Raw genomic sequence first — 14,620 nt, forward strand, 5'->3', positions numbered from 1 at the left:
GGACAGGGGTGCGAAGGTACGACTCAGAACAGGACGGAGGGCGCCCTGCCGTGGCGAGAAATGTTCACTTGCAGCGGGTCCGGTGCGGCGAACGTCGCGTGCGCCACCAGGTCGGGTTCGGCGAACAGCGGAGTGGGACGGTCGGCAGCGCGCTGGGCGGGCAGGAAGGTCGCCACTCCCAGCAGGGCAAGGGCCGCGCCCGCGAGGGCGAGCACGCCGCCCACGCCGAGCCCCGCGGCGAGCGCTGCCCCGATCGGCGGCGCCACGAGCATCATCACGGTGGGCAGGACGTCGGCGGCACCGGAGACGCGTCCCAGCAGGACTTCCGGTGTCGAGGTCTGCAGGGTCAGCGCGAAGGACATCAGGATCCCCGCGGCGGCGACCCCGGTGATGATCATCATTGCCAGCAACGCGGATCCTGGGAGCGCGGTTTCAGTCCAGGCGACGAGCCCGATCACCGCGATGAGGCCGCCTGCCGCCGCCTGGGACACGCTCATGAGGACCGGCGCGGACATTCTCTCGCCCCACTGACCGATGAGGATCGTTCCGAAGACCGCGCCGGCGCCGATCCCGGCGATGGCGAACCCGAGCACGGAACTGTCCAGCCCCAGCGCCGTCACCGTGAGCGGGGACAGCGTGTCGAAGGTGAACACCAGGAAGATCGTGGCCGTCATGCCCAGGAGGGCTACGCGCAGCCGGGGATTGCGGACCACGAAACCCAAGCCCTCGTTGAACTCGGACCAGAACCGACCACGCACCGGCGCCGGGTGAGCCGCGGCCCGCTGGGGGAGGTGTAGCCCGGCCAGGACCACCGCCGAAATCACGAAGCTCGCCGCATTGGCCACGAACGCCCAGTACGGTCCGGCCGCGGCGACGAGCAGGCCGCCGATCGCGGGCCCCGCGACCTTGGTGGCCTGCCCGGAAAGCGTGGTGAGGGAGGTCGCCGCATGCAACTCGTCCGGCGGGCTGGACAGCCGGATCGCCTTGCGCTCCGCCGGCTCGAAGAACGTGCCCAGAACACTCTTGCCCATGACCAGCAGCAGCAGGACGGGCAGGTTCGGAGCCAGCAGGTAGCCGAGCACGAAGGCCGCCCGCACCAGGTTAGCCGTGATCATCACGCTGCGCGGCGGCAGCCGGTCCACCCACACCCCCACGAAGGGGGCCACCGCGATCCAGGGAACAGCCTGCGCCATCGTCAGGCCGGCGAGCGCGAACGCGCCCGACTCCCAGACGTAGGCGACGAGCGTGAGCAGCGCGATCGTGTCCAGCCAGTCGCCCAGTCCTGACACGAGTTGCCCGGCGAAAATCCGGCGGTACTGCGTCCGGCGCAGCGGCTCGAACATCCGCAAACTAGCCATGTGAGACCTCTACAGGGGTCCTGGCGAGCAGGTCGTCGATCACCGCCGCCATCCCCTGCACGGTGTGCAGCGCGCTCACGCCCATGGCCACGGTGTGGGTCGCGGTCAGGGGCAGCGAGTCGATCGCTGCCACGAGCTCGTCGCGGTGCCGTACGTCCAGAGCGGCGTGCCTGATCAGGGTGCGCATCGCCGAGCGAGGGAAGCCGGTGAGGTCCACGATGTGGTCCACCAGTCGCGGGTCCGGCGGGTAACCCTCCAGCACCGCCACGTGCCCGAGCAGGCACACGGGATGGTAGTGGCGCACCCAGTAGTACTGGCTGCCGACCAGGTCCGCGACCGAGGTCATCGGTATCGCGCGCAGTGGCTCGTCCGGATCGCGTCCGAGGGCGGCCAGGTCCTGGCGCAGCCAGTCGTCGTGGCCCTGCTCCTCTCTGATGTGCTTGGTGAGGTAGGCGCGCAGCCCGGCTGCCACCGGATCATCCGCCGGCAGCCGGCCGGCCTGGTCGATCGCCGTTTCCATCAGGGGTACGGTCGCCCTGATCAGGGTGTGCATCATGATCAGGTATTCCGGATAGAGAGCCTTCAGGTCCGGCGACGACCATAGCCGCCGCGTCCTGCCGTGGAAGGCCGGTAGCGCCATTTCGATCTTCGCGCGCAGGCGAGCACTGTGCGAGCTCATCGGACCGCACCCGCCCGCAGCCGCGCGATCGAGTGGAGCAGCGGATCGTCCGCCCGCCCGCCGAGCCGGTCCACCATCTCCCAGCACAGCTCGCAGATGGAGGTGAACCGGCGCTCGGCCAGGTCGGCCAGCCGCGGATCCATCGTCAGCACGCCCGGGCCGACGTCGCCGACCGCGCGGATGAGCCCGTGCCGGTCGAACTCGTCGAACACGGCGACGACATCGTCCGCGTCGGCGCACTGCCTGCGCAGTCCCGACGGCCCGCGCCCCATGATCACAACCTCGTTGCAGCAGGCCGACGCCCTGCCGTCGTAGCGGATGACCGGCGAGCGGGCGAGATAGCAGGCGCCGTGCTCACGGCCCTTCGTCGTGCGGATGGGGTGGTACAGGTCGGCGGCGCGCCCATACGGCAGGAGCGGCACCCGGTGGATCTCGGCGTGGTCGGTCCAGTCCTTGCCAAGGGCGCGTTCGAGCAGGCCGGTGGCCAGGTTCCCCGCCTGCTCATCGTCGATCACCTGGGCCACGATCCAGACGTCCTGGTTCGCGATCGTCCTGGCCGCCTGGATGAACCGCTGGTCCGGCAGCGCGGCGGAGTGGAAGATGTCGGTGCTGAGGATCAGACATCCGCAGCGCCGGATCACTTCCTTGATCCACCGCGGGGGATCGGCCGTGGTCGCCCACACGCCGCTCGTGACGATCGACAGGTCCTTCCCAGCCTCCCGGAGCCGTTGCGTGGCGAGGCCGAGCCCGCGCCGCTCGATGAACGCTTCGCCGCCCGTGATGCCGATCAGCTCGTACGCCGAAGCGCAGATCCCCGCCACCACCTGCTCAAAGAGGTGGAAGTCCTTGATCTTGGGGCTGTCCGGGCGGGAGTCGACCGAGCAGTGCGCGCAGCCGACGGGGCAACGGTCGGTGAGGAACAACAGCGCCGTCTTGCCACGGGTGTGCCGGGCTTCGTCGATGTCGGCGTAGGTCAGACGGCGCATGGCTGCTCCTCCGGCCGATAGCCGAGTGTGACCAGGTCGGCGTAGCGCTTGGAGCCGTACTGCCGGACGAAGCCGACGGCTCCGCCGCTGGCGAGGACGTGCTGGACGCCCAGCTCCATTGCGGGGAAACCGGGCCGTTCCACGAGTTCCACCGCCTTCTGCCGTGGACTCGTGGCGGACAGCTCGTAGCAGGCCGCGCACTGGTCGGCAGGAGGCGAGATCCCCGCCTCCTGAGACACCATGCGGGAGCCGAGCGTCCTCACGGCACGCAGCGTCGCCGAGGTACGGGTCCGCGATCGGATCGTCTGCCAGGAGTCCGTGGCGCTGTGCCCGAGTTTGAGATGCTCCGGCGCGTTACGGCCCTGGTCGACAACGGCCTGGTTGCAGCAGGCGATCACGGTGCCGTCGAAGGTGACGATCGGCCAGGCTGCCACGCCACAGGGGTCCACGGTAGCCGCGAGCGGCAGGTGGGTCAGCGTGCGCCGATCGGGCATCCACTCGGCCGCCCTGCCCGTCGGCCCCACCAGCCCGACCAGCATGGGGACGCGATCGCTCAGGCGGTCGCGCACGTCGGCAGTGGCCTCGGCCAGGTAGGGATCGTCCTCGCTCATGCCGACGAGCTGCAGGCTCACGTCCTTGCCCTCGTCGGCCAGCAGGCTGAGGACGTCGAGCACCGCCGACCGTGGCACCTCCTCCTCGTGGAAGACGTCGAGGCTGGCGGCGAAGTGGTCGACCTCGTCGATCGCCTCACGAAGGAGCGGCGGGATTTTCCCCTTCCTGGCGAAGAACATGCCGGACACGAGGTAGGACCGGGTCCCCGCCGTGCGCACCCGGCGGGCGATGTCGCGCACCAGTCGCGGCCTGAGCAGCGCCTCTCCGCCGCTCATGAGGACGAACTCGGGATGGTCCTCCTCCGTGAACGTGCCGGCGAAGCCGAGGAAGAGGTCGGCGTCGTGTTCTTCGCTGCCGAGGAGGGAGTTCGTCGAACAGTGCCGGCAGGTCAGTGGACAGCGGCGCGTGAGTCCCAGGTAAACAGCAGACCCTGGTATCGGTCGAGCCCGCAGCATTTCCAGCAAATGCATGCATGCCCTCCTTCCGAGGTGCAGGTTCATCATGCAACAGTAAAGTTGTATCCTGATTTAATTTGAGTTCAAGCCGTCGAGGATTTCGATGGCCGTATGCGCGACGCTCAGCTCGGGATTTTTCTGCAGCGCCGCGTACAGGTGGTCGCGCGCCGCGTCGAATTTTCCGTACGCCATGCGGTGGACGCCCACATTGAAAAGGCGCAGTTCTGCTGAATGCCGCGCCTCGGGCCACTGTCCGTCGGTGAACGTTGCGATGTTCGGATGGCCGCCGACCCGCTGCTCCAGGTAGTGGGCGAGCTCGCGTGGGGAGAGGGGCTCGCAGTGGACAACAGTCTCCCGAAGGAGTTCGTCCGGTGTGAACCGCCGTCCACCGCGCCCGCCCAGTGGGCCGGACGGCAGATATACGTGCGCGGTGCCGAGCGTTTGTCGGCCCAGCGGCGTGTTCGGATACACGCGCAGCCCGCAGGAGTAGGCGATCCGGACTCCGCGCTCCGCGTATCTGAGCATCCAGTGGATGTTCGCCTCGATGCCGGACATGGTCTCGCCCGGGCCTCCGAACAGCAGGCACACCTCGGGAATGATCCCCGGCGCCCGGGAGAGCAGGCGGTTCAGCACATCGTGCACGTGACGCGCTCGGAAGTTCTTCTGGTGCGCGCGCAACCCCAATTCGTGGAAGCTGTCAACGGCGAAGCTGGGAGCGTCGCACCCGGCGGCCACCAGCGCGTCGATCAACTCGTCCGAGAACGGCGTGATGTTGAAGTAGCCACGCCAGCTGATCTGCTCGGCAAGCCCGCTGTCCCTGATTCCCGCGCACACCCTCCGCAAGTGATCCTCATAGGGCAGGTTGAGCTCTGCGTCGGCGATGTGGAAGCGGCGCAGACCATGGTCCTCGACGTGGTGCCGGAGGTCGGCCACGACATTTCCCACGCTTCTTCGGTCGCTCCGGAGCTGGTTCACCGGATCGGTGCAGTACGCGCAGCGGAGCGGGCAGCCCGCTTTCGTCCGCACAGCGACAGGAATATGGCGGAGGCGGTAGAGCAACTGGTATTCGGGTGCTAGGCGTGGGGGAGCGGAGATTTCAGTGCCCAATGTCGGCCGGCTGGGCGTGCGACGAAACACGCCCTTGTCCCTGAATATCGCGCCCGGCAATTCCGGGAAAATCTGCTCCGCGGTCTTGGAGTAAGGAGCCCGCAACGCCTCGACGAACTGGGCGAAGGCGCTCTCTGCCGGTCCGATCAGTCCGTAGTCGAGGTCGAGATACCGCAGGAACTCCGCCGGGCAGGCCGTGAAGCCCGAGCCGCCGGCGACACAGAGCGCGTCGGCCCGCCACCGTTTGATGACGTCGGTGAGCTCGCGGATCGCCGGCGCGTAGGCGACGATGTCGATCGGCGATCCGCCGGGTGGGGGTTCGCCGGGCAGCGCGACGATGGCGTTGTCGATGTTCCTGATGGAGATCGCGATGACGTCGGGCTCGAAGTACGCCAGAACGGCCCCGAGATGGGCTTCCGGCTCGACGGACTCGAGAAAGGGATTGCTGGTGAGCACCTCCACCGGGCCGCACCGCGCTTGGAGCGCCGTGTTGATGGTGTCCAGCCCGTAGGGGCTCACCGGGATGGCGAGATGAGGGTTGGCGTAGAGCAGGAGGACTCTCATCGCGCCGCTCCCTTGGTGCAGGGAATGAACGGGGAAACGAGCAGAATCTCCTCGCCGGGCCGGCGGAGGAGGCCGAACTGCACACCGATCACGATCGAGTGGTGTCCGGCGGGCTCCCGACGAGCAGCACGGATGACATGGTCGCGGCACAGCACGAACGTGTGGTGGCTCGTCCATGGGCGGGTGCCCGTGGCGGCTTGACCGAGAAGCTCACCGGCGATCTCGTGGAGCGCCTTCTCCATCCGGCGTTGCGGGAACCATACGAGGTGCAGCAACGATCGGTCGCTGACGGGGGTCGTCACCCGCCACGGCGTCTGTTCCCCGTTGGCCGCCACCGTGCGGTGGACGAGGACCAGGTCGTGCTGGACGGGCTCCGGCGCGAAGAATCGCCAGTCAGGGATCAGGCCGCCGGGGAGGAGGTCACGCAGCCGCTCCGTCTTCCGCCGCGGATGCTGGCTGAGGAGCGTGACGACGAACCAGGCCGCGAGCGCGCCGGCCACCATGGCCCCACCGCGGTCACTCTGCACGATCATCACCCCTGGCCCGGACGATCGCGGCGGCGGCGATGGCACCGGCCGTCCCGGCCAGCGCCAGGCGGGGGAGCAGGTCGCTGCGGTCGTCGCGTGGGCCCCGGGTCACGTACAGCACCGCGGGGTGCATGGCGATGAATGCCCACCCGAAGCGCCCCAGCCCCATGGCGCCGCCGTTCACGAGGTGGAAGGCGATCGCCGACGACACGAAGAGCGGGGCCAGGCGCCCGCGGGCCAGGAAGACGAGCGGAAATCCGCATTCGAAGGCCAGGATGCCGGCGCTCAGCGCTCTGGCCACCTTGGGATGGTCCCGAAGGATTCGCCACACGGCCGGGTGGCCGTAGAGCCGGGTCGCCATGATCCGGGTGAGCGCGGTGCCGTCCCGCCAGGCGGGGTTGGCCAGCTTCGCGCAGCCGGAGGCCACGTAGGAGAGCACGGACTGCAGCGCGATGAACCACAGGCACGCGTCGACGGTCCGAGGACCGCCGGTCCTGCCCAGCGCGGTGGCGGTCTGGACGACCACGGCCACCTGATCGGCTCCGTCACCGCCGTAGCGGTGGCGGGTCCTCAGCAGCATCGTTGTGCTCGCCAGCGCCAAGTTCGCGCCGAGCCTGACCCGGTTGCCAGAGACGGGCAGCAGCAGCACGACCGCGCACGCCGCCCGGGCGGTGTGGATGGTGGCAGTCACCCGCTGGTCGGCGATCCCATCCAGGGCCCGCCGTACCAGCAGGGGAGAGTCGCGGTGGGCACGCCGCATCACCTGCCAGTTGTTCAACCCGCCGAACTCGCGATCTTGCCGCCGCGCCAGGTACTCCAGGCTGGACATGAGCCCGTGCACGGCACAGAGGCGTTCTGCCATGGAGAGGGCGGCGTGCCGGTCGAGCTCGGGTTCAAGCGGAGTGTCCGGTGAACGGAACACGTCTGGCCTCCGAAAATGTGCTTAGGGCCGTGGTGGGTCGAAACGATCGAGTAGCTGGACGATGAGGTTCAGCGCCTCCCTGATCTGCTGGAGCGCCTCCCGGTCGGAGCGCCCGGCCGGGACGGGTGGCGTGGCGGCGTGGGAGACGAGGTCGTCGAGCAGGATGTCCTGGTACAGCTGTTGCAGTTTCGCGCCGGGTTCGACGCCCAACTCCGCGACGAGCGCGCGGCGTACCGTGCTGTACACCTCCAGCGCCTCGGCCCGGCGCCCCGACCTGTGCAGGGCAAGCATCAGCAGGCTCTGGAGGTTCTCCCTGAACGGGTATTCGGCCGTCAGCACGCGGAGCTCGCCGACGAAGTCGGCGTGCCGCCCCAGAGCGAGCTCAGCGGTGATCTTCTTCTCGAGCACGTCCAGCCGGTGTTCCTCCAGCCGGACGCTCATGGCGCGGAGGTGTTCGATGTCGAGGAAACCGGTGAGGGCAGGGCCGCGCCACACCTCCAGGGCCCGGTGGAAGGAGCCGGCCGCTTCTGCGAGAGCGTTCCGAGCCAGTGCCCGGGTGCCGGCGGCGGCCATCTCCTCGAAGAGATGGATGTCCAGCTCGCCCGGCAGTACGGTGAGCGCGTATCCGGGGGCCCGCCAGGTGATCCTCTTCTCGCTACCCAGGATCCGGCGCAGGTAGTGGACGTAGACGCGGAGGTTCTTCTCCGCGCTCGGCGGCGGTGCGGCGTCCCACAACGCCTCGATCAAGCGCCCGGCGGTGACCGGTTCGTTGGCGGTGCACACCAGCATGCCGAGCAGGATCCGCTGCTTCCGTCCTCCCAACTGCAGTCGCACTCCATTGGATCGCACCTGAAGTGGTCCAAGCACAGCGAAGTCAAGCGGGCGCAATGCCACACACCCCCAAGCCGTCATTCCGACGTGATGGTGATCACCGGCCCCTGCACAATCGCACAGCTGGTTTGCGTGACGTTCGCAGCGTCCGGACGGACATGCAAACGATCTGAAATCCCGCTGTGACAGCCTCGAAGGCGTCACTCTTGCCAAGGGGGTTCTATGGCACTCAGCAGGATCATCGCCGGTTTCGTGCTGGGCGTCCTCGTGGTTCTGGCGAGCGCGCCGACAGCCCAGGCCACCGAGCCGGGGGGAGGCTCATGCGCCAACTCCGAATGGGGAGCGGGAGGAACCGGCTGCTCCTGACGCTCTGCAGTCAGAGACTGCTACAAGCGGATGTTTCTGGCAAAGGCCGAAAACTGAAGTAAATTCGAGGGATCTGCAGCGGATCCCTCGGAGGAAGCATGGCGGAAGGCGTGGGGGAACCCTCCGTCGACTTCCGCATCCTCGGGCCCTTGGAGGCCTGGGCCGACGGCGTCCCGCTCGCCCTCCCCGGTCGCAACGTGCGCTGGCTGCTCGCCGCGCTGCTCCTCGACGCGGGCCGTACCGTCACCGAGGACGTTCTCAGCGCTCGGGTGTGGGGCCCATCCGGTGGCAGTACCGCCGCGCTGCGCACCGCCGTCTCCCGGCTGCGACACTGGTTGCCCGGCGGCAGCAGGCTCTCCTACACCGGCGGCGGCTACCGACTGAGCGTCCCCGACGGGTGCATCGACGCCGAACGCTTCCTGCGCCGCATGGCGGCGGCGAGCCGGGAGCCTGACCCCGTCGCCTCGCTCGGCGAGGCGCTGGCGCTGTGGCGGGACTGGGCCCTGGCCGATACCAGCGAGTGGCTCAGGAACGACCCCGCCGTCCTCCACCTGGCCAAGCAGCGACTCGCGTGCGCTTGCCAGCTGGCCGACCACGCGCTGGCCACAGGACGCGCAGCCGAGGTGGCCGGTACTGTGGAGCGGATCGCCGAGCACTTCCCCTACGACGAGTCGATCCAGGCGAGGGTGCTGGCGTTGCTGGGTGCCAGCGGGCGGCGTGCGGCGGCACTGCACCGATACGAGCAGATCAGGCACCGCTTCGCCAGAGACTTGGGCATCGATCCCTCGCCACTGCTCAGACAGGCCCACGCCGACCTGCTCCAGGACGAGGGGCCTGAGACGACCGCGCACATCCTCAGCACGGCGCCGTTGCCGAATCTGCTGCCCGCCGACATCGCCGATTTCACCGGCCGGGCGGCGGAGGCCGAGATACTGACCGAGGCGCTCAGCGCGAGAGGCGGGACCGCGCCGCCGGTGGCTCTCGTCTCGGGGCCGGGCGGGGTCGGCAAGACCACGCTCGCCGTACACGTGGCACACCTCGTCACTGAGCGATACCCCCACGGCCAGCTCTACATCGACCTGCGTGGTAACCAACGGGACCCGATCCAGCCCAGCGAGGTCCTCGGCCGTTTCCTGCGAGCGCTGGGAGCCAGCGCTGTCGACATCCCGCCGGGACTCGACGAGCGGGCAGAGGTGTTCCGCGGGCTGCTGTCCCAACGCCGGCTGCTGCTGGTGCTGGACAACGCCGCGTCCACCTCCCAGCTCAGGCCGGTGCTGCCGGGAGCGGGCTCCTGCGGGGTGCTCGTGACAAGCAGGAGACGCCTAGGTTCGCTGGCCACCCGGTGCAGGATCGACCTCGGCAGCCTCGCGCCCGAGCATGCGCTCGGCCTGCTCGCGCGCATCGTGGGCGCCGCCAAGGTGGACGAGGACCGGCAGACGGCCCTGCGCCTGGCGGAGCTCGCGGGATTTCTCCCGCTCGCCATCCGCATCGTGGGTGCCAAGCTGGTGGCCAAGAACCACTGGGACCTGCGCCACATGGTCGCGAGACTGACCGACGAGCGACGGCGCTTGGACGAGCTGGCCTACGAGCAACTCGACGTGCGCACCGGCTTCGAGCTCTCGTACGGCGGGCTGTCACCGCTCGAGCAGCGCGCTTTCCACCTGCTCAGCCTGCTCGACGCCCCCGACTTCGCCGCCTGGGTGACCGCGGCCATGCTGGACACCACCCAGCGCGCGGCGGAGGACGTGACCGAGCGCCTGGTCGATGCGCGACTGCTGGACACCGCGGGTGACCGCTACCGGTTCCACGACCTGGTCAGGCTGTTCGCCCGCGAGCGCGAGGAGGTGCCGAGGGAACGCTCGGACGCCGTCGGCCGGGCACTCGGCGCCTGGCTGTCGCTGGCCCAGTACGCCTACCGCAGCATCTACGGAGGCGACTACCAGACGGTGCTGGGCGACGCCCGGCGGACGCACCTCGACAGCGAGGTCACGCAGGCCGTCACGACGGCGCCACTGGGATGGGTGGAGGCCGACCGGCAAGCACTGGTCACCGCCACCCGGCAGGCTCTGCGCCTCGGGCAGGACGAACTGGCCTGGGAGCTCGCCTGCACCTGCGCGCCCACGCTCACGATCAAGGGTCATCTGGAGGAGGCCTCCCAGATGCTCACCGCCGCCCGTGCGGTCGACGATCCACGCGGCCGAGGTGTGGTGTCCTTCCGGATGGCGCTGCTCCGCGTGGATCAGGAGCGGCACGGCGAGGCTGAGACGTTCTTCGCGGTGGCCCAGCGGGAATTCCTGGCCCTCGGCGACCGGCACGGTTACGCGCTCACGCTCAGCTATCAGGCGGCGCTCGACCTCTACCTGGGCCGGGCCGACCTAGCCCTGCGGAAGCAGCACGAGGCGCTCCCCGTGCTGCGTGAGGTGTCCGATCAGGGCGGCGTGGCCTACTGCCTGCGTAATATCGGCCAGATCCTCATGGAGAACGGCGACCACGACGCCGCCTACGCTCACCTCCGTAGCGCGCTGAGCGTGGCCGACGACAGCGGCTCGCCGCGCAATCGCGCCCAGGTGTTGTACTGGACCGGTTCCCTGCACCTGCGCCGTGACGAGCCTGCCGCGGCCGAGGCCGCCTTCGAACAGGTGCTGGCCATGACGCGGCAGCTAGGCGACCTCGCAGGGGAGGCCATGGCCCTCCTCGGCCTGGGCAACGCACGCAACCACATCACGGATGCCCGCTCCACTGGCGCCATCCAACCCCTGGAGGAGGCGCTCAGCATCGGCCAGCGCATCCCTTCGCGGCGGATCCAGATCCGTGTCCTGCACGCCCTGGGTCAGGCCTACCTGGTCCAGGCCCAGCACGCCAAGGCGGAACAGGTCCTGACGCGCGCTGCTTCCCTCGCCGGCGAACTGGGCCTCCGCGCCCAGGCGGCCACGATCCTACGGACCCTCGCGCGCACCCGGTGAGGCGATGCGCCCCTAGCCCGAGTTTCCGGCCACCTTGATCGTCAGCTGCGTGGATCCGGCCGCGCCGAAGTCCGCGAAAATCCGGGTGGCGAACGGCGCGGCGCTGAAGCTGCCCGGTCGGGAAGCGCTGATGGGGTGGGGTCAGCGGGCGCTGCTCTGGCGGGCGCGCAGCTCGGCGGGCAGGACGACCGTGGCGGGCCGGCCCGCCGGGGTGGCGATGCGGTCGACGAGCAGGCGGGCGGCCATGCGGCCGAGCTCGTACGTCGGCTGGGCCACCGTGGTGAGCGACGGGCGGACCAGGTCGGCCCACGGGATCTCGTCGAACCCGACCACGCCCATCTCCCCGGGTACCCGCACCTCGTGGTCGGCCAGGCAGCGCAGCGCGCCCACCGTCATGAGGTTGTTGGCCACGAACACCGCGTCGGGACGCTCGGGGGAGGACAGCAGCGCCGCCATGGCGTCGTAGCCGCCCTGCTCGCGGAAGTCGGTCCTGGCGACCAGCGGCTCTCCCGGCGGCTGCTGCTCGGACAGGGCCGCGGTGTAGCCGCGCAGGCGAAGGTCGGCGGTGCTCACGCCCTCGGGCCCCGTGACGCAGGCGATGCGCCGGTAGCCGGCGTCGAGCAGGTGCCGGGTGGCCGTGCGCGCGCCCGCCTCGTTGTCGACCACGACGGTGTCGACCTCGCCGCGTGGCAGCTGGCGGTCGATGGCGACGACCGGGATGGGGGAGTCGAGCAGGCTCTTGGCCGCCTTGGCGCTGCCCGACGACGCGATGATCACTCCGGCCATCTGCTCGCTCAGCGCCGCCGCGACGTACGTCTCCTCCTTGGCCGGGTCTTCGTCGCTGTTGCACAGCACGACCGAGTAGCCCGCCTGCTGGGCGACGTCCTCGATGCCGCGGACGGTGGCGGTGAAGAACGGGTTGCCGATGTCGGAGATGATCACGGCCCAGAGCGTGGTGCGGCTGCGCCGCAGGTTGCGGGCCACCGCGTTGGGGCGGTAGCCGAGCTCGCGAACCGCGGTGAGCACCCGCGCGACCATGGCGGGGTCGACCGTCCTCGCGCCGTTGAGCACGCGCGAGACGGTGGCGGCGGACACGCCGGCCTCACGGGCGACATCGTAGATAGTGGGCATCGCACCAAGTTTCTACCATCGCCGGGCTCCGCGCGGGCCTTCGGCGTTCGACAGGGAAAACTCCAAGATCACCCTGTCACACTTCGAACTTTCTCGAAATGTGCCCGCCCGCTGGGCGCACCTCCACACGATCCCTGACACGCCAGGGCTTGACGCCTGTCATTCCACGCTTGTACGTTTCGGCCAGAAATCGATTGCACGCAGCTGTTCTCCGACCCCTCCCTCCCTCATCGGCCCCCTGACCAAGGGTGCCGCACCGCCAGGAGAAGCCATGTATTCGATCGTCCGACGAGGCTTGGGCGCAGGACTGGCCACCCTGCTCCTGGCGGCGACCGCCGTGGCCCAGGACAACACTCCCGCGGCGGCCGATGCGCCGCCGCCCAGCTCGTTCTTCTCGACGGTGCGGATCGACTCCGGCGCCACGGTCGGGGCGCCCGCCGTCGGCGACAACCGTAACCACGGCGACCTGTGGCCGTCGTGCTGGTCCGACGACGACAACGTCTACACCGCGTACGGCGACGGCATCGGCTTCGGCGGCGCCATGAGCGACATCGGTGTGGCCAGGATCTCCGGCATGCCGGGCAACCTCACCGGCGCCCAGCTGCCGGTCGGCGACGACGTCGGCCAGGTGTGGACTCCGGGACACACGCGCAAGCCGACCGGCATGGCCTGCGTGGACGGCACCCTCTACCTGGCCGTTCAGGACCTGGCCTTCGACTTCAACGACGCGCCCGCCGCCACCATCGCCAAGTCGACCGACCACGGCAGGACGTGGACGTGGGACACGACGGGGGCGATGTTCCGCGACGGCCTGTTCACCACCATCATGTTCCTCGACTACGGCAAGGCGTACGCCGACGCGCCCGACGACCACGTCTACGCCTACGGGCTCGACCACAACTGGCGCGACTCGTTCACCGACCGGGTGCCCGATCCCGTGGACGTGTGGCTGGCCCGGGTGCCGAAGGACGCGGTGCAGGACCGGAACGCCTGGGAGTTCGTCAGCGGCTTCACCGATTCCGGCACGCCCACCTGGTCGAAGGAGCTCGGGGACCGCGTCACGGTGCTGCACGACGACCGGCACCTCTACCAGGACGTCTACACCGCGGGACGGGCCAGGAACCTCACCGTGATCAGCCAGGGCGGCGTGGTCTACAACAAGCCGCTCGACCGCTACCTGTACACGTCGTGGACGGAGTACACGTTCGAGTTCTACGAGTCGCCCACGCCGTGGGGCCCGTGGCGGCACTTCACCGGCAAGGACTTCGGCGGCTACCCGTGGACGCGCACCAAGCACGGCGGCTACGCCACGACCATCCCGTCGAAGTACATCAGCGCCGACGGCAGGTCGATGTGGCTGCAGTCGAACGTCTGCCCGTGCGGCGGCGGCTATCCGGAGGGCGAACATTGGGCGTACACCTTCTCGCTGCGCAAGATCCGTCTCGAACCGCACGTGGACACCACCCCGGGCAACGCGCCCGACACCGGCCGCAACCTCGCCAGGGAGCCGGGCACCGCGGGCGTCGAAAGGGCGACGCACTTCGGCGACACCGTGTCCTACAACGACGGTGACAAGTCCCGCAGCGAGGACGACTGGAACGACGAGCGCAAGGACGCCAGCTGGTGGGGATACACCTGGCCGCGCGAGTACACGATGGACAAGGCCGTCTTCACCAGCGGGAAGATGTTCGGCGACGGCGGCTGGTTCGGCGCCGATCTCAGGGTGCAGGTGCGCAAGGACCACGCATGGACGGACGTGAGCGGGCTGCGGATCACGCCGGGCTATCCGTACGACGACACGGCGGGGCCCAGCCGCACGTACGAGCTGGCTTTCGACGCGACCGGCGGTGACGGGGTGCGGATCATCGGCGTCCCCGGCGGCACCCGGACGTTCACCTCGATCGCCGAACTGGAGGTGTACCACACGGGCGGCACGTGAACGCGCGGCCGCGTCAGTTGATCTGTTCCGAGGAGCCCGCCCTGCGAGCCGGGGGCGGGCTCCTCGCCGTTCCGGAGCAGCCGGAGAGCCGGTGAGCGGGGCAGGCGGTGAGCGGAGGAGCTGGTGAGCCGCGAGCGGGGGGAGCTGGGTGAGCCGGTGAGCGGGGGAGCGGGGCAGCGA

The 14,620-nt window shown here is 69.4% G+C and carries 12 protein-coding genes; 3 read left to right on the plus strand and 9 right to left on the minus strand.

Annotated features, from left to right (window positions below; genetic code table 11):
- Positions 1-23: 23 nt before the first annotated feature.
- The 8 genes from E1294_RS36445 to E1294_RS36475 are packed head-to-tail and all read right to left on the minus strand — an operon-like array spanning position 24 to position 8,044.
- Positions 24-1,358, minus strand: a complete 1,335-nt coding sequence (locus E1294_RS36445; protein WP_132515527.1) for an MFS transporter — start codon at positions 1,356-1,358, stop codon at positions 24-26.
- Positions 1,351-2,037, minus strand: coding sequence for an iron-containing redox enzyme family protein (locus E1294_RS36450; protein WP_132515528.1), 687 nt, complete (start codon positions 2,035-2,037; stop codon positions 1,351-1,353). Before E1294_RS36450 ends, E1294_RS36445 begins: the two co-directional genes overlap by 8 nt.
- Positions 2,034-3,023 carry a radical SAM family protein gene (locus tag E1294_RS36455; protein WP_132515529.1) on the minus strand — a complete coding sequence of 330 codons (990 nt, stop codon included), beginning with the start codon at positions 3,021-3,023 and terminating at the stop codon, positions 2,034-2,036. Before E1294_RS36455 ends, E1294_RS36450 begins: the two co-directional genes overlap by 4 nt.
- The gene (locus E1294_RS36460; RefSeq protein ID WP_165977652.1) at positions 3,011-4,105 is read right to left on the minus strand and encodes a radical SAM protein; all 1,095 of its coding nucleotides are present in this window, start codon (positions 4,103-4,105) and stop codon (positions 3,011-3,013) included. The genes E1294_RS36455 and E1294_RS36460 overlap by 13 nt, the downstream gene beginning before the upstream one ends.
- A 57-nt stretch (positions 4,106-4,162) precedes the next feature.
- Positions 4,163-5,761 (minus strand): B12-binding domain-containing radical SAM protein, encoded by a 1,599-nt coding sequence (locus tag E1294_RS36465; protein ID WP_165977653.1) that lies wholly within the window; start codon positions 5,759-5,761, stop codon positions 4,163-4,165.
- Positions 5,758-6,288 carry a hypothetical protein gene (locus E1294_RS53275; protein ID WP_165977654.1) on the minus strand — a complete coding sequence of 177 codons (531 nt, stop codon included), beginning with the start codon at positions 6,286-6,288 and terminating at the stop codon, positions 5,758-5,760. Before E1294_RS53275 ends, E1294_RS36465 begins: the two co-directional genes overlap by 4 nt.
- Entirely contained in the window at positions 6,278-7,210 is a 933-nt protein-coding gene (locus E1294_RS36470) for a hypothetical protein (RefSeq protein ID WP_132515532.1), read from the minus strand. Before E1294_RS36470 ends, E1294_RS53275 begins: the two co-directional genes overlap by 11 nt.
- Before the next feature lie 21 nt (positions 7,211-7,231).
- On the minus strand, positions 7,232-8,044 hold the full coding sequence (locus E1294_RS36475; RefSeq protein ID WP_165977655.1) for an AfsR/SARP family transcriptional regulator: 813 nt from the start codon (positions 8,042-8,044) through the stop codon (positions 7,232-7,234).
- Between the two features lie 219 nt (positions 8,045-8,263).
- Here E1294_RS36475 and E1294_RS53280 point away from each other — a divergent pair, with 219 nt between their 5' ends.
- Together E1294_RS53280 and E1294_RS36480 are read left to right on the plus strand one after the other, a co-directional pair.
- Entirely contained in the window at positions 8,264-8,407 is a 144-nt protein-coding gene (locus E1294_RS53280) for a hypothetical protein (protein WP_165977656.1), read from the plus strand.
- A gap of 98 nt (positions 8,408-8,505) precedes the next feature.
- Entirely contained in the window at positions 8,506-11,370 is a 2,865-nt protein-coding gene (locus tag E1294_RS36480; protein ID WP_132515534.1) for an AfsR/SARP family transcriptional regulator, read from the plus strand.
- Between the two features lie 141 nt (positions 11,371-11,511).
- Here E1294_RS36480 and E1294_RS36485 read toward each other — a convergent pair whose 3' ends face one another.
- On the minus strand, positions 11,512-12,501 hold the full coding sequence (locus tag E1294_RS36485) for a LacI family DNA-binding transcriptional regulator (RefSeq protein ID WP_132515535.1): 990 nt from the start codon (positions 12,499-12,501) through the stop codon (positions 11,512-11,514).
- Between the two features lie 271 nt (positions 12,502-12,772).
- On the opposite strand from E1294_RS36485, the gene E1294_RS36490 reads away from it, so the two are divergent.
- On the plus strand, positions 12,773-14,440 hold the full coding sequence (locus E1294_RS36490) for a DUF4185 domain-containing protein (RefSeq protein WP_220448132.1): 1,668 nt from the start codon (positions 12,773-12,775) through the stop codon (positions 14,438-14,440).
- Positions 14,441-14,620 lie beyond the last annotated feature (180 nt).

This window comes from Nonomuraea diastatica, assembly GCF_004349015.1.
GTDB classification, from domain to species: Bacteria; Actinomycetota; Actinomycetes; order Streptosporangiales; family Streptosporangiaceae; genus Nonomuraea; species Nonomuraea diastatica.

Excerpts from the sequence above, each read along its gene's own strand:
- E1294_RS36485 (WP_132515535.1), bottom strand. The coding sequence starts at position 12,501 with ATGCCCACTATCTACGATGTCGCCCGTGAGGCCGGCGTGTCCGCCGCC.
- E1294_RS36455 (WP_132515529.1), bottom strand. The coding sequence starts at position 3,023 with ATGCGCCGTCTGACCTACGCCGACATCGACGAAGCCCGGCACACCCGT.
- E1294_RS53280 (WP_165977656.1), top strand. The coding sequence starts at position 8,264 with ATGGCACTCAGCAGGATCATCGCCGGTTTCGTGCTGGGCGTCCTCGTG.
- E1294_RS36460 (WP_165977652.1), bottom strand. The coding sequence starts at position 4,105 with ATGCATTTGCTGGAAATGCTGCGGGCTCGACCGATACCAGGGTCTGCT.
- E1294_RS36450 (WP_132515528.1), bottom strand. The coding sequence starts at position 2,037 with ATGAGCTCGCACAGTGCTCGCCTGCGCGCGAAGATCGAAATGGCGCTA.
- E1294_RS36490 (WP_220448132.1), top strand. The coding sequence starts at position 12,773 with ATGTATTCGATCGTCCGACGAGGCTTGGGCGCAGGACTGGCCACCCTG.
- E1294_RS36480 (WP_132515534.1), top strand. The coding sequence starts at position 8,506 with ATGGCGGAAGGCGTGGGGGAACCCTCCGTCGACTTCCGCATCCTCGGG.
- E1294_RS36445 (WP_132515527.1), bottom strand. The coding sequence starts at position 1,358 with ATGGCTAGTTTGCGGATGTTCGAGCCGCTGCGCCGGACGCAGTACCGC.
- E1294_RS36465 (WP_165977653.1), bottom strand. The coding sequence starts at position 5,761 with ATGAGAGTCCTCCTGCTCTACGCCAACCCTCATCTCGCCATCCCGGTG.